This is a genomic window from Streptomyces sp. NPDC002698, from assembly GCF_042888945.1.
In the GTDB taxonomy this organism is placed as follows: Bacteria; Actinomycetota; Actinomycetes; order Streptomycetales; family Streptomycetaceae; genus Streptomyces.
In genome coordinates this window covers 229,361-247,921 of sequence record NZ_JBIAQM010000008.1, presented here as the reverse complement: position 1 = coordinate 247,921, position 18,561 = coordinate 229,361, and the positions used below count along the sequence as shown (strand labels likewise).

Below are 18,561 nucleotides of genomic sequence, written 5' to 3'. Positions count from 1 at the left end.
TCCCGGTCGGCACAGAGGCAGGCGGAGTCCGGCCGCTTTCGCGTTACCGTCGCGCCATGTCCAAGACCGATATAGACGCAGTGACCGCAGAGTTCTTCGGCGCCTTCGACAACCAGGACGGCAAGGCTGCCGACGTGGACCGGATCAGCCGACTGGTTCTCCCGGGCGGTGTGATCGTCAAGACCGGCCCGGAGTTCACCGTCCACACCGTCGACGAGTTCATCGAGCCCCGCCGGCAACTGCTGACCGACGGCCGCCTGGTCGAGTTCTCCGATTGACATCCTCCCCCTCTTAAAAGAGGGGGATTCCAACCTGGCTGGGTTGGGGTTCACGGACGCTCGACCGCTGTTCGGGCGGTGTCGTCCCTCCGGCACCGGCTGTTCGCCGGGGGCGGGGGATCCCGCCCTGTCCTGCCGCGACGTTGGTTGCTGCGTTGGTGTCCGCGTTGCAGGTGAAGCCGCAGGAGGAGCAGACGGACTCGGCTTGGCTCTTGCGCGAGTTCTTGTCGATCCTCCCCCACTGCCTCAAGGGCGTGGGAGGTGCCCCCAGCAGGCGCTGCAGCGCAGACTGGTGTAGGGGGCCGGCACGTCCTCGATGCGGCCCGGGGCCTTGTGTTCGGTGCGTTGGCGGAGCAGGCCCCAGCCCTGGGCCAGGACGACTCGGTTCAGGCCGGCCTTCTGGGCGACCTGCCGGCCGGGCTGCTCGGTGGTGCCCCTGGCCGAGCGGGTCATGTTCTTGATGTTCAGCTTCTCGAACCGCACCACGTCATAGGTACGGGCGAGCATCGTGCTGGTCTTCTCGCACCAGTCCTTGCGCCGGTCTGCTTCACGCGCCCTGAGCCTGGCCGCCTTGGCGTACTCGGCGGTCTTCTGTTCGCTTGCCTTGGGGGCGCGGGCGGCCCGGCGCTGGTGTTTACGGACCTGCGCGCGTTCCTTGACGGTGAGCTGGGGGCAGTTCAGCTTCCGCCCGTCGGAGAGGGCGGCGGTGATCCTCACGCCCCGGTCGATACCGATGACCTCACCCGTACCGGGCCCGTCGATGGGTGCGGGGACGACGGCGAAGGCGATGTGCCACCGGCCGTTGCGGCAGGTGACCCGGAACGTCTTCGCGGCCGGCAGGACGGGCCGGGTGAGCCGGAAGCGGACCCAGCCGCAGCCGGGCACCTTCACCCGCGCCCACCGCCGATTAAGCCTGTGCACCACCACCGAGCGGCCCATGACCTGCCTGCCGGTCTTCGCGTTCAGCTTCGGCGAACCATCCGCCTCGAACTCCGGGACACGGTCGGTGCCGATGACACGAAAGCCCTCATGCACGAACTTCCTGCGCCAGGTCGGCTCACCGAACCCGGACCTGAAGCGGGCGTTCTTGGCCGCGGCGAAGTCCTTCAGCGCCTGCTGCTGCACATCGGCATTGCCCGCGGCCAGCCATGCGTTGTCGCGCCGGGCCTCGGTGAGCTGACGACACTGCTCGACGAAACCGGGAGCCGACCTGCGCCACCTGCGCCAGTGCGCGTGCTGTTCGACCGCCAGGTTCCACACGTACCGGGCGTGCGCGCAGTGCAGCAACATCTGCTGCTCCTGCGTGCATGTGGGGTACATGCGGAACTTCGCCATGCCGTCACTGTAGTGACGCCATAACGCGATAACAGCGGAATGTTCATATTCACGCTTCGCACCCGAAGAACCCCACGCCCGGCTCAGCGCTCAACCGACCGCCGACCAGCAGCCCCTCGGCGCCAAAATCCCGCACCTGCTCGAGATCACCCTCGACGCCGTCAAGGCGACGGCGAATCGCCCTGACAGCGACTCCTCTGTCCCTGCCCTGCTCCACAGGGACTCGCATTCACCGAGGCCTGAAGGCCGGGGCACCCTGCAAGGAAACGAGGTGGGAGACTTCCGAACGGACAGAGATCGCGGGCGATATCGCTTCGCGGTTCAGCGAGTACAGCAAGTCCGGGATCTTGGACGGCCGGCGGTTCGAGGGAGCGGGTGCGAAGACCATCCAGTTCGTCCGCACGTCACAGGGCTGGCGGATCGCGGCGGTCGCCTGGTACGACGAGCCCTGACCTCCGACACGGGTCTCGCAGCGGCCCACCCGCATGGGTCGATGACGCCCCTCGGGCCTGTGCCGGGCCCGGTGGCGCCGGTCGGTGCCGGCGGCCGGCAGGCCTCGGCGTCACCGGCTCGTGGCGTGGCTTCCCCACCGTACGGACCGACCAGGCGCACGTGCCGCGATGAAGTAGCACTTCTTCACTTGACGACCCATCAGAACATTTACACCGAGCCCCCTTTGTCGAACCGCGCAGGCGGTGGCACGCTCGTCGCCAAGCGCGCTTCCGCCGACTCCCGGGCGGGACCGGCGGAAGCGCGTGGAAAAGGGCAGTCCGCGCCGTCCCTATACGGACGCAACGTCATCGCCCTGAGGCGGCCGGAAGGAGTACGGGCCGAAGCGGCCCCGCGCGACGGCGGCCCGGCATTGCCGAGGGGCGCCGCAGTACGACATCCCGCGCGCGGACCACCGTCACAGCGCCGCGCGCACCACGTACGCCGCGTGCACCCCGTGCCCGCCATGGCACACTGCGGCCATGTCTGACGGCCACGCCTCCACGGCTCCGCGTTCCCGGCCGGATCCACCCCGTGTGGCCTGGCGCAGGCAGATGCGCGAGCGGGTCGTCGCCGAGGCGAGATCGCTGGCCGCCGAAGACGGCTGGGACCGCGTCCGGATGGCCGACCTTGCCCTGCGGGCCGACGTATCACGCCCGTCGATCTACAAGGAATTCGGCGACCGGGCGGGGATCGGCCGCGCCCTGGTGGAGCACGAGACGGACGCGTTCCTCATCGGCCTCGCCGCGATACTGGACGCCCACCGCGGTCGCCTCGCCCCGGCACTGGAGGCAGCCGTGGCCCACGCCCTGGAACAGGCGGCGGTCAACCCGTTCATCGGCGCCGTACTGACCGCCACGCGCGGGGGCACCGATGCCCTGCTGCCCTTCCTGACCAGCAGACCCGAGCCCGTCTTCTCCAGCACCCGGCGACTGCTCTGCGCGTGGCTCGGCGAGACAGTCCCGGAGACCGCGGAGGACCGTCGCGGCGCGGCCGCCGATCTGGCCGTACGTCTCACCCTCAGCCACATGCTGCTGCCCGCCCACGACCCGGGAGCGACCCCGCAGCACATAGCGCGGGCCGTGTGCGCTGTTCTCGGTGTGCCGGAGCGGAACTGACCCGCGTGCGGGCATCCGTCGGGGGCAGGAGCGCGGAGACCGGGACCACGTCACCGCCCGGCTCACGACGGCAGCCCACCACCTGACCGACGACACCACCGGATCGGCAGCACCGCCGGGCCGCCACCGGGCCGGGAAGCCCCCCGGCCTCCGGCAGCCAGACCGTCCTGCCGTACGAGGTCGTGCCGACGGGCGAGAAGGGCCGGCCCGCGGAGCAGGTGCGAGGCGGCCGGGGCGGGAGCCGAGCCCCCGCCGTCCGAGCCCCGCCGTCCGAGCCCCGGGCGTCCGAGCCCCGGGCGTCCGAGCCCCGGGCGTCCGAGCCCCGGGCGTCCGGCCCGGGGCTTCGGCCGGTTCGGCCGGGGCGGGTCAGGCGGTCGCCTCCGCGGGGGCCAGGTCCTGGGTCTCCTGCCGTACGACTCGCCGGCGCCGGGACGGCATGCCCACCGTCGGATTGGCGACGCCCCACGCCGCGCCCTTGCAGATCAGCTCCTTGTAGAGGGCGGCCACGCGGCCCGTCAGGGCGCGGTCGACCGCTCGGTCGTCGGCGGTGACGAACTGGATCAGGCCCTCCCTGCGGCCGAGGGAGACGCACTGCTGGAAGTAGCGGATGGAGACCTGGGGGACCTTGGCGCCGGTGAGGCGGGCCGCGATGGCGTCGGCGGCCTGCCAGGCCATGGGGACGCCCGAGGCGCAGGACATGCGGAGGGGCTTGTCCTGGGGGCCGATGGCCATCGCGGCGTCGCCCACGGCGTAGACGTCCGGGTGGGAGACCGAGCGCATGGTGCTGTCGACCACGATCTGGCCGCGCTCGGTGACCTCCAGGGTGGTGGCCCGGGCGATCGGATGGACGGCGAAGCCGGTGGTCCAGACGGTGACCGCAGCGGGGACGGTTCGTCCGTCGGCGGTCGTCACGCCGTCCGCCGTCACGGCGGTGACCGCCGCGTGCTCGTGAACCTCGATGCCGAGCCGGTCGGTCACCTTCCGCAGGTGAGCGCGGCCCTTCTCCGAGAGCCAGTCGCCGAGGGCGCCGTGCGCGGCCAGGGAGACGTTGAGGTCCGGGCGGGCCTCGGCGATCTCGGTCGCGGCCTCCAGGCCGGTCAGGCCGCCGCCCACGACGGTCACGGGCATGCCGGCGTCCAACGCGGCGAGGCGGTCGCGGAGGCGGCGGGCGCCGGGGCGGCTGGCCAGTTCGTCGGCGTGTACTGCGGTACCGGGCACGTCCCCGCAGTTCCAGCCGCTGCCGAGGGCGTAGACCAGGGTGTCGTAAGCGAGGTCGGCCGGGCCGTCGGCACCGGTGACGGAGACCGTCCTGCGGTCGGCGTCCACGGCGGTGACCTTCGCCAGTTTCAGCTCCACACCCGTGCCGGCGAACATCTCGCTGAACGGCCGCGGCTTGAGGTCCTGGCCCGTGGCGACCTGGTGCATCCGGACACGCTCGACGAAGTCGGGCTCCGGGTTGACGAGGGTGATGGTGACGTCCTCGCGGTGCAGCCTCTTGGCGAGGCGGCCGGCGGCGGTGGCTCCGGTGTAGCCGGCTCCGAGGACGACGATGCGGTGCTGCATGTCCGTGCTCCTGTCTGGGCGGGTCCGCCGTGGTCCGGCGTGGTGTCGCCCCTTGAACCGGGCAGCCCGGCGTTTCCTGACAGGATCGGGATGTGACCTGCGCCACATCACGTCAGAGCGTGTAGAGCGGTCCCTCCCCGTGGTCCGTGGCGGCCCACTGCCGGGTCGCGCGGACGAGTTTGTCGGGGTTGACCTGGCTCCGGACGGCCACGATGCCGTCCGCGGTGACCTCCAGGCAGGTGATCCCGACGACCCTGCCGTCCACGACGGCGACGATCGCGGGCTCACCGTTGGCGGTTGTGGCGTACATGTCGGGCGCGCCGCCGATGTACTTCCGCTTGGCGTCGCTGGGCTTGAAGAGACCGCGCAGGAAGGTGGCGACCGCGTGCGCGCCCTCGAACGCCTTCGCGCGGGCCGGGACCTTGCCGCCGCCGTCGCCGACCGAGACGGCGTCCTGGGTGAGCAGGCGGATGAGGGGGTCGGTGCGGCCGCTGGTCGCCGCCGCCAGGAACTCCTCGACGATCCGCCGTGCGGCGTCCTCGTCGACCTCGGTGCGCGCCTTGCCCTCGGCGACGTGCTTCTTGGCCCGGTGGTAGATCTGCTGGCCGGCGGCCTCGGTGATGTCCAGGATCTCGGCGATCTCCCGGTGCGGGTAGTCGAAGGCCTCCCTCAGGACGTACACCGCCCGCTCCTTGGGCGACAGGCGCTCCAGCAGGACGAGGACGGCGTACGACACGGACTCGCGCTGCTCGGCGGTGTCGGCGGGGCCGAGCATCGTGTCCCCGGCGAGCAGCGGCTCGGGGAGCCACCGTCCCACGTACGTCTCGCGCCGCGCGCGGGCCGAAGTCAGCTGGTTGAGGCAGAGGTTGGTGAGAACCTTGGTCAGCCAGGCCTCGGGCACCTCGATCCGGCCGATGTCGGCGGTCTGCCAGCGCAGGAACGTCTCCTGCACGGCGTCCTCCGCCTCGCCCGACGAGCCGAGCAGCCGGTAGGCGATGGCCTCCAGCCGGGGCCTGGCGGCCTCGAATCGGTCCACGTCACTCATGCTCAGGGACATGCCTGCGATCTTAGGCGCCTCCGCGCCGGATCGACAGGGTGGCCCTCCGCCTGACAACGACGGAGGTCTACGGGCTCGTTGGCAGACCGGGCCGACGCCGGGCGACCGGCGTCGGACCGGCGTGGCGGTCGGCGGCGTTCACCCGTGCGGGCAGGAAAGGTGCCCCTGCACGGGTGCCACGCGGTGGCAGGTGGCAGGTGGCAGGTGGCAGGTGGCACGGGACCCGGTCAGTTCGTGACGTGGAACTCGTTGCCGGCGGCGTCGAGGAACTCGCCTGGTTCTCCGTCAGGTCGGGTGACCTCCAGGCGCAGCCTGTTCCTTCCCGCCTTCGGCGCCGCGGGCGGGCCCATCACCAGCGAGACCGGACTGGAGGGCCTCCGGCGCAGCCGGACGCCCCAGTCGTGGTGCTCGGCCGCGTGCCAGTCGGCCTGGGACTGCCAGAAGGCCGACTGCGCGAAGCGGTCGTCCTCTGCGACGTCGAGGCAGACCGCGACGAGGCCGGAGCCGGCGAGCACGCCGGGGTGGCCAGGACGCAGCACGCAGAACTCGTTGCCCTCCGGATCGGCCAGCACGTCCCACGGAACGTCCCCCTGGCCGATGTCGACCCGCGTCGCACCGAGTGCGAACAGGCGCGCCACCTCGGCTTCCCAGTCGGGTCCCCCGGCCAGGTCGAGGTGAAGTCGGTTCTTGGGCGACGCCTTCGGGATCGCGGTCGGCACGAAACGCAGTCGCAGGCCGCCCGTCCGGCCCTTCGTAGCGTCCAGCCAGAAGCGGTCCATGCGCGCGACATCCAGCGCGTCGATCACGATCCCCGTCAGCAACCTGATTCCCCAAGCCGTCGAACCCCTCAGCTCCCCATTGTCTCCGCCCCTGTCGGCCACCACGGGCTGGAGCGCGGCGAGGTGTCCCGCGCTCCCTCGGGCCGGTGAGGTGCGAGGCCCGACGCGAAGGCGAGGATGTCGGCGACGGCATCGCGCAGGCTGTCGAAATGGCGGTGCGCGCCGTTCTCCGTGTCGGCGGTGTTGACGCCCCACACCGTCATCCCGGCACGCAGTCCGGACTGCACCCCGGAGGGGGCGTCCTCGATGACCAGGCATTCCTCCGGTCCGGCGCCGAGTCGCGCGGCGGCCTGCAGATACGGCACCGGCGACGGTTTCCCTTCCGCCACGGCGGCCGCGTCCACCAAGACCTCAGGCACCGGCAGACCCGTCCGCGCGAAGCGCCCACGTACCCGGTGCTCGTAGTTCGAGGTCACCAACGCCCAGGCCCCGGGCCGCAGAGCACTCAGCAGTTCCAAGGCGCCGTCGAAGGCCGCGTAGGTGCCGGAGCGAACGTCCTCGTCCTCCAGCTCGTGGAGCACGGCCAGGCACTCTCGGGGGTCCTTGTCCGACGCGACCTGCGCGAAGGTCTCCATGGGCCTCGTCCGCAGCGCCACTCGGTGAACCTCGTCGGGGTCGAGCCCGTAACGCTCTGCCCATGTTCGCCAGACCAGGCGCTGGTTCTCCACGGCATCGATCAACGTGCCATCGACATCGAACAGGACATACCTCGCCGCATCGGGACGGCCGGGTTCGCTGATCACGCGTCGATCATGCCATCAGGCGCTCGGCCACGTCACAGCGTGTACTGGCCGGGCCAGACGGTGGTTTCGTCGTGATGCGTATCCGCGAGATCGGCCCCGTCCAATTGCGCGCCGGTCAGGTCGGCGCCCGTCAGATCCGCACCGCGCAGGTTGGCGCGCCGCAGGTCGGCATCTTGCAGATGGGCACCGCGCAGATCCGCGCGCACCAGGCTCGCGCCCTGCAGATTGGCCCGGCGTCCCAGGACCCACAAGGCCGTCCGCACATCGGGGTGACGGCTGCTGAGCCAGGGCAGTTGCGTGTCCACGACGAGCGTGGGGTGCTCCGGCCCGTTCGGCGGGCCCGCGGGCCAGGCAAGAAGAAGCCGGCCCCGGAAGTCGTTCTGCACCTGAGCCTGCGCCTGCTGCGGTTCGGTCCTCTCCTTTCCGCTCGCCACCGCGTGCAACTCGTGAGTCGTGAGCGGTGGATGGATCAGGCGCGGAGGACTTCCGCGATGGCTCACGGCATCAGTTCGATGTGGGGATGGTCCGGGGATGCCGGGCAGGCGTGGAGCTGGAGGTCGTAGCCGCCGATGATGTCGATCAAGGTGAAGTTGCAGTCCTGGGCGCCCAGGGGAGGCGGGGCCGGGTTGGCCGGTTCCTCCTCGGCGATCCAGGTTTCGCTGCCGCCGTCCCATTCCCAGGAGGCGATGGTGAGGAGCGGGACCTGCTCGGTGCCGCACTCGGGGCAGGGGCGGGGCCTGGGGTCGGTGCGGGGCCAGCTGCTCCAGCCGCCGGTCTTCCAGCCGGGGGCGGTGGAGAGGTTGTTCAGGTAGAGCTCGCCCGGGTCGTCCGCGTACGTGTGGTACCGCGCGGGGTCGATCGTCTCCCAGCGACTCATGTCGTCCAGCTGGTCCCGAAGTTCCTTGTCCAGTTCCCTGGGGTTGGGGAATTCGGTGACCTGCTCCGGTGAGAACAGGCACGGCTCCGGGAGGTAGCAGTCCTGCTGGACGACGGGCGGCTCGGGCGGCGCGTCGAGGACGTCGGTGACGGTGGCGGAGGAGCGCCAGAAGAGGGCTGTTCGGGGGTGGGCGGCCTCCTCGTGGTCGAAGGGGCACCACAGGACCTGGAAGAGGTCCGCGTCGGGCGGGCACGGGAAGGGGACGTCGCGAGCGTAGAGCTGGGCGACGGGGAGGAGGGGGATCGGCCCGTCGAACCACGGGCGGCCCACCTTGATCCGTTCCCAGGTCTCCCGTTCCTCGGGAGTCCACTGGGGTGCCTCGGGGTCGAGGCGCAGCCGCTCGGCCGCCGCGGCTCGGACACGGCGGAGAAGCCGGACGTCGTCCGGAGAGTGCACCACTCTCGTCACGCGACTGTCGTGCGGCTCTTCGCAGGAGGGCCACGGCTCGTCGGCGGGCCACAGGAGCGGCCCGCCGACGGAGCTGTCGTGCACGGTCGGCGACCCGGGCCGCGGGTGCAGCCGGGTCGCCGTGCGCGCCAGCGGGGCCAGCTGAGGAAAGAGCGCGGTGACGTCGAACGGCCGCGGCGGGGTGGTGAAGATGGCGTTCACAGCGGTGATGCTGCCAGCAGCGTCTGACAATGGGCGTACCGATCCACGTCGGCTGACACCGCACAGCCTCCCTGAGTCAGCAGGCTGGCCAGAGGAAGACGAGCGCGCACGATCGCGGAGTCCACCGAGACGACCGGCCACGGCCCCCGGCGCGGTGGAGACCACCGGCATCTGCGGCCCGGCCCCGAGGTCGCCCTCCCCTTGACCCGGGATCGACCGGTCAGCGGCCTCAGCCGGCAGGGCGTGCACCGGGCCCGTGGGGTCAGGTGGGAATCCGTACCGTCTCCACCCAGCTCGGTGGCTGCGGTGCCGTGGAGCCGATCAGGGCCGCGATGACCCGGCAGGGCGGATTCCCGTCGGGCCAGGGGGTGAAGCCGTCGGTGAGGACCACGACGATGTTCGGGCGGTCCGGTGTCGCGAGCGCCGTCTCGATGCCGACGCGCATGTCCGTGCCGCCACCGCCGCCCAGGGTGATCTGCTCGGTGGCCGCCACCCGGGACACGGCCTGCACATCGGCGTCGCACGCCAGGACGGTCACGCGGTTGCCCCGTACACCCACCTCACGCAGGACACCCGTCACCTCCGCGAGGGCGGCGGCCAGTTCGGCGTCGCCCATCGAACCGGAGGTGTCGATGACCACGGCCACCCTCGGCAGCGGGCGGCGCAGACTCGGGAGGACGACCCCGCGCAGGGCCGGGGTGCGGCGCGAAGGACGGCGATAGGTGTAGTCGACGGCTCCGCCCGCCCAGGCCGCGGCTTCCCGGACCGCGCCCGACAGCGCCTGCCGCCAGTCCACCGTGGGTTCCAGGATCTGCTCGGCCCAGCGTTGCCAGCCCCCGGGCAGGGTGCCGCGAGTGCGCTGGTGGGCGCGCATCGCGTCGGCGGTCTGCCGCCGCAGCGCCTGCGCCTCGATCTCCCCGATCCGTGCCGACCCGGCATCCCCCGGCAGCTCCCAGGGCCCGGGCCGGCCGTGGGCGCCCGATCCGCAGTCCGGCGTACGCACCTGCGGGGGCAGCCGGTCGACGTACACCTCGAACAGCCGGCCCTCGGGAAGGCCGAACAGGCGGGGCTCCATGCGCCCCTCGGGCAGCCGGAGCCCGTCGGCGAGCAGATCGTCGTTGATCTCGCAGTCCTGGGCGACGTTGACGCGGTGCCAGTCACGCTGGGCGGCGGCCGGGAGCCGTTCCGCCCGGCCGTGGTGGTCGCGCAGCAGGTGCGCCACCTCGTGCACCCACACGCCGGCGAGCTCGGGCACCGCTGTCGCCTCGACGAAGGCAGGGGACACGTAGCAGCGCCAGTGCCGGTCCACCCCCATCGTGGGCACCTGCGTGCTCGGCACCACGGTCAGGGAGTACAACGCGGCCGCCAGATACGGCCGGTCGCTCGCCGCCCGGTAGCGGGCGGCGAGCAGCTTGGTCATGTCCAGGGCTCCGCGGGAGTCCTCCGCGGCGCCCGCGCCCCTCACCGGCCGCTGCCGGGCAGCGCCCCCGACATCTGCAGCAGGTCCAGGAACCCGTCGATGCCGGGCGGTACGGGCCAGTCGAGCTGCCGCATCATGGCGAGGTCGGTGGCGGCCCGGGCGGCCACGTCCGGTACGCCCGCGTCCACGGCCTTCGCCAGCACGGTCCAGCCCGCCTCCCACCGGGGCCGGGTGAGGTCGCTCTGGATGGCGGCGACCACCGCGATGAGGAACGCCAGTTGCCGGTCGCCGCGTTCGGGCAGGGCGAAGGCGTCCGGGTCGGCGAGGACGCGGTCGGGGTCGGGCAGGTCGAGGTGTTCGAGGTAGGACAGCAGCTCGAGGCCCGCGCCGTCCCCGACGGCACCGGTCAGCGCGGCGGCCAGCGCCTCTCGGCCGGCGCCGGCCGCGTACGCGGTGGCGAGCAGCTTGAGCGCCATCTCCCAGGTCCGAGGGGACGGCCAGGACCGGCCGCGGCTCTCGGCGTCGCCGGGGATGTGGTGGACCAGGCCGGGCCGGGCCGTCAGGAAGCCGGAGATCGCGCCGCGGGCCCGGGCGACGGCGCCGGGCACCTTGGCGGCGCCGACGACGGGCACGGTCACCTCCGGCCAGGTGCCGGCCATGCCGCGGGCGACGGTCCGGGGGTCGTGGGTCCATTCGAGGTGGACGAACCGGTTGGCGAGCGGTGGACTGAGATGCCAGCCGTCGGCCGCGCTGGAGGGCGGGTTGGCGGCGGCGACGACGCGTACCGCCTCCGGCAGGACCAGGCTGCCCACCCGTCGTTCGAGCACCACGCGCAGCAGGGCCGCCTGCACGGCGGGCGGCGCGGAGGAGAGTTCGTCGAAGAAGAGCAGACCCTGTCCGGCTCGCGCGAGGCGGACCGCCCAGTCCGGCGGGGCCATCGGGACGCCGGTGGTGGCCGGGTCGTCACCGACGATGGGCAGTCCGGCGAAGTCGGAGGGTTCGTGCACGCTGGCGATGACCGTCTCCAGCGGCAGGCCGAGCCCGGCGGCGAGCTGTTCCAGCGCCGCCGACTTGCCGATTCCGGGTTCTCCCCACAGCAGCACGGGCTGATTGGCCGTCACGGCGAGCGCGAGCGCCTCGAGTTGAGGGTTCGCGGCGGCTTCGGTGCGGTGCGTACGCAGCCTGCGGTTGAGGTCGTCCGCGGCCGCCAGCGGGCCGGACGGCACGGTGGGGGCGGTCACGTCGGTGCTCAAAGGGGCAGCCTCTCCTCGTCGTCGGGCTCGTCGGCGGACTTGTCACCGGGCTCGTCGGCGGACTCACCACCGGGTTCGTCGCCGGGTCCGTCGTCGAACCCATCGACGGACTCGTCATAGGGCTCGAAATCGTCCTCGGGCTCCTCGGGCTCCTCGAACTCGTCGCCGTAGCGCTCCGCCTGCTCCTCCATCCATTCGTCCCACCACTCGGCGCCGACGCCGGGGTGCTCCGCCTGGACGCGCTTCTGGAGGAAGACCAGGTCGCGCCGCTTGTAGCGGCGGGCGGTCTGGGCCAGCGACAGATCGGACTCGTCGACCACGTCGAGCCGTGCCCCGGCGGCGACGAGCGCCTCCACCAGTGCCTTCGAACCGAGGTCGTTGACCGCCACGTACAGCGGTGTGCGTTCCCGCTGGTCGCGGGCCTCGAGGTCGAGTCCCGCCGCCAGCAGCCGTGGCAGGAGCGGCTCGTGGTCGAGGAGGTTCAGCAGGTGCAGCAGGCTGCGGCCTCTGGGGTCCCGTACGCGCGGGTCGACACCGGCGTCGAGGAGTTCCAGCACGCCGGGGGTGTCACCGTGCTGGGCGCGCAGGAACAGTTCGTTGCGCTGGGCCCGCAGCGCCTTCGGCAGGCGGCCCTCGCCGGAGGTCCACGTCTGCTCCACGGCGAAGCATCCGGCGACGGCACCGCCGAAGGCGCGCAGGGCGCGCTCGCGCTGTTGTTCCTCGTCGCTGTGCGGCATGTCCAGCAGGCCGCCGGGACGGAAGGCCACCTCGTGCCATTCCCCGCGGCACCTGATCCGCACGGGTTCGGGGAGCGTCGGACCCGGCGGGCCGGCCGGCGCCGCCGGGACGGGGAGGGCGGGGAACAGCGCCTCGCGGACCAGCGGATGAAGTTGCTCCGCCGCGATGCCACGGGCGCGCATCAGGTCGAGGTCGGGGAGCCTGCGCCACAGGGCCTCGGCAAGCAGGGGATGGCCCTTGGCCTCCTCCCGGTCGACGGCTCGCACCAGCAGTCCGCCGGACTCCGCGGGCTCCAGCAGGACGTGGGTCCGCCAGTGCGCGGCGATGACGAAGCGGTCGCCGACGCCCTCGGCGACCTGCCGGCGGATCTCCGGCTCCAGGCGGGTGTGGTCGAGCGCGATCCCGCCCAGGAGCTCTTCGAGGGCCGCCTGGGACCGGCGCGGGTTCTGCGGTCGGGTCAGGTCCGTCTCGATGCCGACGGCGGCGAGGGCGGCCTGTGTCTCGCCCTTCTGGTGCAGCAGTGTGGCCCATTCGGCCAGCGCCGCCGGGTCGCCCGCGCCGGGATGGGCCGTGGGCAGTTCGTCCGTGCCGCGCGGGGTGGCGTCGGCGTGGAAGAACGGCGGCCGGTCCGTGCCGCCGCCGCAGCGTTCGAGCAGTTCGGCGGTGTGCCGTGTGTCCCACAGGTGCCGCGCCGACCGCCAGTCCTCGGTGTCCGGCTCGAAGACTCCCGCGGCCCGCTCGTTCTCGACCGTGCTGAACCGCAGGGCGATCCGCTGCGGTCCCTCGACCATCGCGGGCGTGGTGATGTGCAGGTACGGCGTGGTCAGGCGGTTCTCGTCGGCCGCCTTCGGGCGGTAGCGCGCCAGGACGACCGTCCGGTCCGTGGCGAGCGTGGTCCGCCCGCCGAGCAGGCGCGGCAGATGCCAGCGCAGCAGGTCGGGGGCGAAGTGACGGAGGTCGTCCTCCAGGGCCGTGGCGACGTCGTCGCCGCAGTGGTCGGCCACCTCGGACAGCCCGAAGGTGATGTCGACGTTGGCCGCCGCGCAGGCTCCGCGCCAGTCACCTGCCAGCCGTGACGCGGTCGCGCGTTCGATCATCCAGCGGGGCACGGCGTACCGGCGGATCCGGCGCCGGCTCGACGCCTCGTCCGCGGGGAAGCAGCGGAGTTCGCCACGAGAGCTCAACGGTAGACGCTCCCTATCGCGCGCAGGTCGGGGTGCGCCCCGCCGACGGGGCGCAGGCGCCGGGTGAAGGACCGCTTCACCTTGCGGGGCAGGCCGGGTCCCAGGCCGACGTACTCCAGGGGCGTGTCGTCGGGGACGGCGGCCAGCAGGGTCTTCGCGCCCCGTCCGGTCAGACCGGTGTGGCACAACTCGAGCCGGCGCAGCGGGCTGCCGGGCAGGGCCGCGGCCAGCGCGTGGGCGCCTTCGTCGCCGGTGGTGTTGGCCGGGGCGCCGAGGCTGCGTTCCGACAGCGGCCGTCCCAGGTCGAGCGCCTCGATGCCGCCGAGGGAGTCGGCGAGGGCCCGGGCACCGGTGGGGCCGATGCCGTTGCCGCCCAGACCGAGGCGTACGGGCCGCGCGGGATCGGCGGCCGCGGCGAGGATCGCGGCGCCCTCGTCCCCGAGGTGGTTGGCGGGGAGGTACAGCTCGCGCACGCCCGCCTCACGGATCAGCGCCGCCAGGAGCGGGGCGGCTTCGGCGGTCAGGCCGTTGCCGCCGAGGAAGAGCCGCTCCACGGGGCTCGGCCGGTCGGTGAGGGTCTCGCACAGGGCTCGCAGACCGTCGGTGGTCAGGCCGGTGTTGACCAGGTCGAGGGTGCGCAGCGTGGTGTTGCCGCGGAGCATCGCGGCAAGGGCCCGGGCGCCCTGGTCGCCCACCGGGTTGCGCTTGAGCCACAGGGCGTGGACGGTGGCGTCCGTCGTCAGCGCGTCGGTGAGCGCGGCGACGCCGTCGGGGCCGATGCGGTTGCAGCCCAGGTAGAGCGTGTGCAGGCCATGGCCGTCGGCGAGCGCGTCGGCGACCGTGCGGGCTCCCTCGTCACCGATGGCGTTGGTGCCGAGCAGGATGTGCGCGGCGTGCGGGGAGGCCGCGGCCACGGGCATCAGCCGGGCGGCACCGCCCGCTCCGAGTCCCTGCTTGCACAGGTCGACACGTCCGTCCGCGCGCACGGTGCCGAGCGGGAACACCTCGTCGGCCTCGACCGGCCGGGCGGACCGCAGTCGGGCCAGCAACGGCTCCAGCGCGGCGGGTTCGCTGATCGGGATGTCGGGGTGCTCGATCGCGGGGCAGCGTACGGGTGTCGGCTGCGTCATCACCACTCCACCGGTCCATTGCCGGTGCCCGGCGCGCCGAGGGCGGCGTCCATCGCCCTCCGCCCGCCAGGGTGAACCGACGCCAATCGACTTCCTCCACGACAAGGGTGGCAAGGCCGGCCGGATTCGAACCGACGTCCTCCAGCTCGATGCTTGGGCGCGACGACCTCTGCGCTACAGCCTTGCCGCGGTGATCATAACCACAATCGCGTCCGCGTTCGAACCCAGTTGGGCGCATCGGGGACCGGACGACCCGGCCGGGGAGGTTTGTCGGGCGCTCCGGACGGCCCCACGGATTTTCGCTGCGCCCTTCTCCGCCTGGCGCCCTTCTCCGCCCGGCGCGCTCTCTGCCCGGCGCGCTTCTCCGCTCCGCGTGCGAAGGCGGTCCCGGCCGTTCCGATGGCCCGGCTACGATCCGGACGCGATCTCCGGACTGGATACTGTCGGAACTGCCGTCGAGCCGGGGGAACATGACATGACCGTCGCCAGGATCCTGAGACCCGCCCTCACCACCGCTCTCCTGGCCTCGGCCACCGCCTGCGGAGCGTCCTCCGGGCCGGACGCGTCGTCGGGCACGACGGCCGGCCCGACGGCCGTCACGACGCGTGGTTCGGCACACCCCCAACCCGTCAGCGCCGTCATGCCTGATGTCATCGGCGGCAACGCCGGGCGCGCGTTCGAGCAGATGGGCTCCGAACTCGACATGACGTTCGAAGACGCGAGCGGGCGGGGCCGTTCGGTGGACGACCCGGCCGCGTGGAAGATCTGCGGCTCCCAGCCGGGTCCGAACCAGCAGATCACCGATTTCCCGGTGGTCTTCGAGGTGATGGAGGTTTCGGAGAGCTGTCAGGACGCGACGCCGAACTGACGGGTGCCCGAGGCCTGCCGTGGCCGCCGGTCCGAGAGGCCGGACGACTCGGTCGCCGCCCGGCATCCTGACCGGCTCGATCGCACGGCCGTCTCGGCGGACTCCCCGGCGGAGGCGGGTACCTTCGTCGATGTGCCCGAGAAGACCACGCACGCCTTCCGCGACCCCTACCCGGCCCGGACGCACACCCGGTTCACGCCCATGGCCGGATCGCGGTGATCACGCCCGCGGATCCGTCCACGGCCCCGGCCTCGTCGACCGACCGTTCCGGGGCGCCGGCCGCCGGGCGGAGGCGGGCGTCGGTGGCCGGTACCCTGATCGCCGCGTTCGGCGGCTTCGCCAGCTTCAACGTGACGCTCTCCGCGATGCCCGCGTACGCCGTCCGGTCCGGTGCCGGACCGTCGGGGGCCGGAGTACTCACCGCCACCCTGATGGCGGCCACCCTGGTCGTCCAGCCGTTCACACCGCGGCTCTTCGCCCGGCTCGGGCGCCGGTACTCCCTCGCCCTCAGCGGTGTACTGCTCGCGCTGCCCTGCCTGTTGCTGCCCGCCGCCACGACGATGTCCACCCTGGCCGGCCTCGTGGCGGTACGCGGACTGGGTTTCGGCGTCTTCGTCGTCGCCGGCGTCACCTTCACCGCCGAGCTGTTCCCGCCCGGCAGACGCGGGCGAGCCATCGGCTGGTACGGCGCGGTGGTCGGAGTCGCCGGAGTCCTGGGGGCTCCCCTGGGCATCGCCCTGGCCCGACAGGAGGCGTACGGGCTCGCCTTCGCCCTGGCGGCGGGCACGGCCGCCCTGGTCGTGGCCGGCTCGTTCGGCCTTCGCCGTGGAACCGAGCCGGTCCACCGGGCAGGGCCGAGGTCCGGCCGCTCATGGACCCTGCGTGGGACATGGCGATCGCTGCGCCCCATGACCGGCCCCTTGTTCGTGGAGGTCGCCTCCACCACCGCCTACGGAGTCGTCTTCACGTTTCTGCCGCTCACCGCCTCGGCCGCTCCCGAAGCGCTGCTCGCCGCGCAGGCCTCCACCGTGCTCGCCCGGCTCGGCGCCGGATGGCTCATCGACCGCCACGGTGGCCGCCGGGTGCTCGTACCTGCCGTCGTGGTCACCACTCTCGGCACCGCCGCGGGTGCGGCCTCTCACGAGACGGCACTGCTGCTGATCGGTACCGCCCTGTTCGGAGCGGGCTTCGGAGCCGTCCAGAGCGCCACCCTGGTGCTCGTCATGGAGGCGGCCGACGACAGCCCCGCCGGTCTCGGCGTCGCCGGGGTCGCCTGGAACGTCGCCTTCGACGGCGGTACGGGAGTCGGCTCGCTCGCGGGTGGCCCCCTGCTCTCCGTGGGCGGCCCGTCCCTCCTCTTCCCGGCGACGGCGGCCGTCCTGGCCGTATTCCTTCTCCTGGACTTCGTCACGGTACGCCCGCGGCATTCGAAGAATGGCGACCCGGCGCGCGAAGCCTGACACCCCGCGTCTGGTCGTACATTCGGATCCTCGAATGCCTTGGCGTCAACCACCCGTCCACGGCGCACAGTTGCTAGTGTTGGACCATGCGGATAGGCGTGAATGTTCCCAACTTCGGGCCCGGCACGAACCCGGATGTCCTGGCCCGCTGGGCCAAAACCGTGGAAGGCCTCGGATTCGACCTGCTGATGCTCTCCGACCATGTGGCGATCACCTCGGACGTCGCCAAGCAATATCCCGCTCCATTTTATGAACCTGTCACAACTCTCGCCTGGCTGGCCGGCATTACGACCAGGGTCAAACTGGGTACGACGGTCCTCATCGCCCCCTACCGACACCCCTTGCTGGTCGCCCGCATGGCGGCCAACCTGCACCAACTCAGCGGCGGCCGGCTGATCCTCGGCGTCGGGGTCGGGTGGGCCCGGGAAGAGTTCGAGGCACTGGGCGTCCCCTTCGAGCGACGCGGCGCTCTCACCGACGAACACTTGCGGACCATACGGGCGGCATGGGAGAACGAAGCCGATTACGGCTGCGGACAGGTTCCCATCTGGGTCGGCGGAAACAGCGACGCCGCAATGCGCCGGGCCGTACGTTTTGCGTCTCCGTGGCATCCGCTGCGGTTCACGATGCCCTGGTTCAGGGAGGCACTGAACCGACTGAACAGTATTTCGGCCGATCTCGGCAAGCCGGTCCCCGAGTTGGCGCCACGCACATTCCTCCGGATCACGGAGAAACCGATCGACCACCCGGATCGCCGGGCGGGCGAAGGCACCATCGAGCAAATTCTCGAGGACATCGAGGAATTGCGTCGCGCCGGTGCCGAGACCCTACTGCTCGATCCGTACCACGGCGATCCGAACGAGACCTTGCGGCCCGAGGTGGCATGGCAGGCCCTGGCCACCGTGGCCGCCCACCGGGCATAGCCGACACCTTCCAGAAACGGAGCAACAGTGGCCCTCAACGACCACGACCTTCCCGAGAGCGGTACCCCCGGCACCGTCGGCGAAGCCGAACTGCCCTACCTGCGCCGCTGCGTCGAGCTGGCGGCCGAGGCGGTGGAGGCCGGTGACTGGCCGTTCGGATCCGTGCTCGTCGACGCCGACGGCAAGATCCTGGCCGAGGAACGCAACCGCGAGTCCACCACCGGCGACCCGACCGCGCACCCGGAGTTCGAACTCGCCCGCTGGGCCGCGGCCCACCTGAGTCCCGAGGCACGGGCCACGGCGACCGTGTACACCTCGGGCGAGCACTGCCCGATGTGCGCGGCCGCGCACGGATGGGTCGGGCTGGGACGGATCGTGTACGCGAGCTCGTCCCAGCAGGCTCGGGACTGGAAGGCGGAGTGGGGCGTGCCCATCACCTCGCCCTTGAGTCCGCTGTCCATCCAGGACGTCGTCCCCGGTCTCGAAGTGGCGGGCCCCGTTCCGGAATTCGCCGAGCAGGTACGAGACCTGCAGTGGCGCTTCCGTACCAGGAACAGCACGACCGGCTGACCGCCGCACGAACGCCGGGCCTGGCAGCGGAAATCCGCTGCCAGGCC

Annotated in this window: 18 protein-coding genes and 1 tRNA gene; 6 read left to right on the top strand and 13 right to left on the bottom strand. The window is 72.1% G+C overall.

The window, feature by feature from the left end; translation table 11 throughout:
• Positions 1–56: 56 nt before the first annotated feature.
• A complete protein-coding gene (locus ACFYW9_RS15005) occupies positions 57–278 on the top strand; it encodes a hypothetical protein (RefSeq protein ID WP_389149470.1) in 222 nt (73 codons plus the stop codon).
• A 13-nt stretch (positions 279–291) separates the two neighbouring features.
• Here the strand turns inward: ACFYW9_RS15005 and ACFYW9_RS15000 are convergent, their stop codons facing one another.
• Together ACFYW9_RS15000 and ACFYW9_RS14995 are read right to left on the bottom strand one after the other, a co-directional pair.
• Positions 292–528 carry a zinc ribbon domain-containing protein gene (locus tag ACFYW9_RS15000; RefSeq protein ID WP_389149467.1) on the bottom strand — a complete coding sequence of 79 codons (237 nt, stop codon included), beginning with the start codon at positions 526–528 and terminating at the stop codon, positions 292–294.
• A complete protein-coding gene (locus ACFYW9_RS14995; RefSeq protein ID WP_389149464.1) occupies positions 525–1,613 on the bottom strand; it encodes an RNA-guided endonuclease InsQ/TnpB family protein in 1,089 nt (362 codons plus the stop codon). The genes ACFYW9_RS15000 and ACFYW9_RS14995 overlap by 4 nt, the downstream gene beginning before the upstream one ends.
• A gap of 971 nt (positions 1,614–2,584) precedes the next feature.
• Here ACFYW9_RS14995 and ACFYW9_RS14990 point away from each other — a divergent pair.
• Entirely contained in the window at positions 2,585–3,220 is a 636-nt protein-coding gene (locus ACFYW9_RS14990) for a TetR family transcriptional regulator (protein ID WP_389149461.1), read from the top strand.
• A gap of 366 nt (positions 3,221–3,586) precedes the next feature.
• Here the strand turns inward: ACFYW9_RS14990 and ACFYW9_RS14985 are convergent, their stop codons facing one another.
• The 11 genes from ACFYW9_RS14985 to ACFYW9_RS14935 form a co-directional block, all read right to left on the bottom strand.
• Positions 3,587–4,783, bottom strand: coding sequence for an NAD(P)/FAD-dependent oxidoreductase (locus tag ACFYW9_RS14985; RefSeq protein ID WP_389149458.1), 1,197 nt, complete (start codon positions 4,781–4,783; stop codon positions 3,587–3,589).
• Positions 4,784–4,895: 112 nt separating this feature from the next.
• Positions 4,896–5,840 (bottom strand): RNA polymerase sigma-70 factor, encoded by a 945-nt coding sequence (locus tag ACFYW9_RS14980; RefSeq protein WP_389149455.1) that lies wholly within the window; start codon positions 5,838–5,840, stop codon positions 4,896–4,898.
• A gap of 227 nt (positions 5,841–6,067) precedes the next feature.
• The gene (locus ACFYW9_RS14975; protein ID WP_389149452.1) at positions 6,068–6,661 is read right to left on the bottom strand and encodes a VOC family protein; all 594 of its coding nucleotides are present in this window, start codon (positions 6,659–6,661) and stop codon (positions 6,068–6,070) included.
• Positions 6,662–6,687: 26 nt separating this feature from the next.
• Entirely contained in the window at positions 6,688–7,422 is a 735-nt protein-coding gene (locus ACFYW9_RS14970; RefSeq protein ID WP_389149449.1) for an HAD family hydrolase, read from the bottom strand.
• 32 nt (positions 7,423–7,454) lie between these two features.
• The gene (locus ACFYW9_RS14965) at positions 7,455–7,856 is read right to left on the bottom strand and encodes a pentapeptide repeat-containing protein (protein WP_389149446.1); all 402 of its coding nucleotides are present in this window, start codon (positions 7,854–7,856) and stop codon (positions 7,455–7,457) included.
• Positions 7,857–7,918: 62 nt separating this feature from the next.
• A complete protein-coding gene (locus tag ACFYW9_RS14960; protein WP_389149443.1) occupies positions 7,919–8,968 on the bottom strand; it encodes a hypothetical protein in 1,050 nt (349 codons plus the stop codon).
• A gap of 262 nt (positions 8,969–9,230) precedes the next feature.
• Positions 9,231–10,388, bottom strand: a complete 1,158-nt coding sequence (locus tag ACFYW9_RS14955; RefSeq protein WP_389149440.1) for a VWA-like domain-containing protein — start codon at positions 10,386–10,388, stop codon at positions 9,231–9,233.
• A gap of 41 nt (positions 10,389–10,429) precedes the next feature.
• A complete protein-coding gene (locus ACFYW9_RS14950) occupies positions 10,430–11,641 on the bottom strand; it encodes an AAA family ATPase (protein ID WP_389149437.1) in 1,212 nt (403 codons plus the stop codon).
• Positions 11,638–13,563, bottom strand: coding sequence for an ankyrin repeat domain-containing protein (locus ACFYW9_RS14945; RefSeq protein WP_389149434.1), 1,926 nt, complete (start codon positions 13,561–13,563; stop codon positions 11,638–11,640). The genes ACFYW9_RS14950 and ACFYW9_RS14945 overlap by 4 nt, the downstream gene beginning before the upstream one ends.
• Entirely contained in the window at positions 13,560–14,693 is a 1,134-nt protein-coding gene (locus ACFYW9_RS14940; RefSeq protein ID WP_389149431.1) for a gala protein, read from the bottom strand. The genes ACFYW9_RS14945 and ACFYW9_RS14940 overlap by 4 nt, the downstream gene beginning before the upstream one ends.
• A gap of 108 nt (positions 14,694–14,801) precedes the next feature.
• A tRNA-Arg gene (locus ACFYW9_RS14935) sits at positions 14,802–14,877 on the bottom strand.
• A 291-nt stretch (positions 14,878–15,168) separates the two neighbouring features.
• On the opposite strand from ACFYW9_RS14935, the gene ACFYW9_RS14930 reads away from it, so the two are divergent.
• The 4 genes from ACFYW9_RS14930 (at position 15,169) to ACFYW9_RS14915 (ending at position 18,514) form a co-directional block, all read left to right on the top strand.
• Complete coding sequence (locus ACFYW9_RS14930) at positions 15,169–15,561, top strand: hypothetical protein (RefSeq protein WP_389149428.1); 393 nt, start codon at positions 15,169–15,171, stop codon at positions 15,559–15,561.
• A gap of 302 nt (positions 15,562–15,863) precedes the next feature.
• Entirely contained in the window at positions 15,864–17,021 is a 1,158-nt protein-coding gene (locus tag ACFYW9_RS14925) for an MFS transporter (RefSeq protein WP_389149425.1), read from the top strand.
• 86 nt (positions 17,022–17,107) lie between these two features.
• A complete protein-coding gene (locus tag ACFYW9_RS14920; RefSeq protein WP_351863769.1) occupies positions 17,108–17,944 on the top strand; it encodes an LLM class flavin-dependent oxidoreductase in 837 nt (278 codons plus the stop codon).
• Between the two features lie 27 nt (positions 17,945–17,971).
• Positions 17,972–18,514 (top strand): nucleoside deaminase, encoded by a 543-nt coding sequence (locus ACFYW9_RS14915; protein ID WP_389149421.1) that lies wholly within the window; start codon positions 17,972–17,974, stop codon positions 18,512–18,514.
• Positions 18,515–18,561 lie beyond the last annotated feature (47 nt).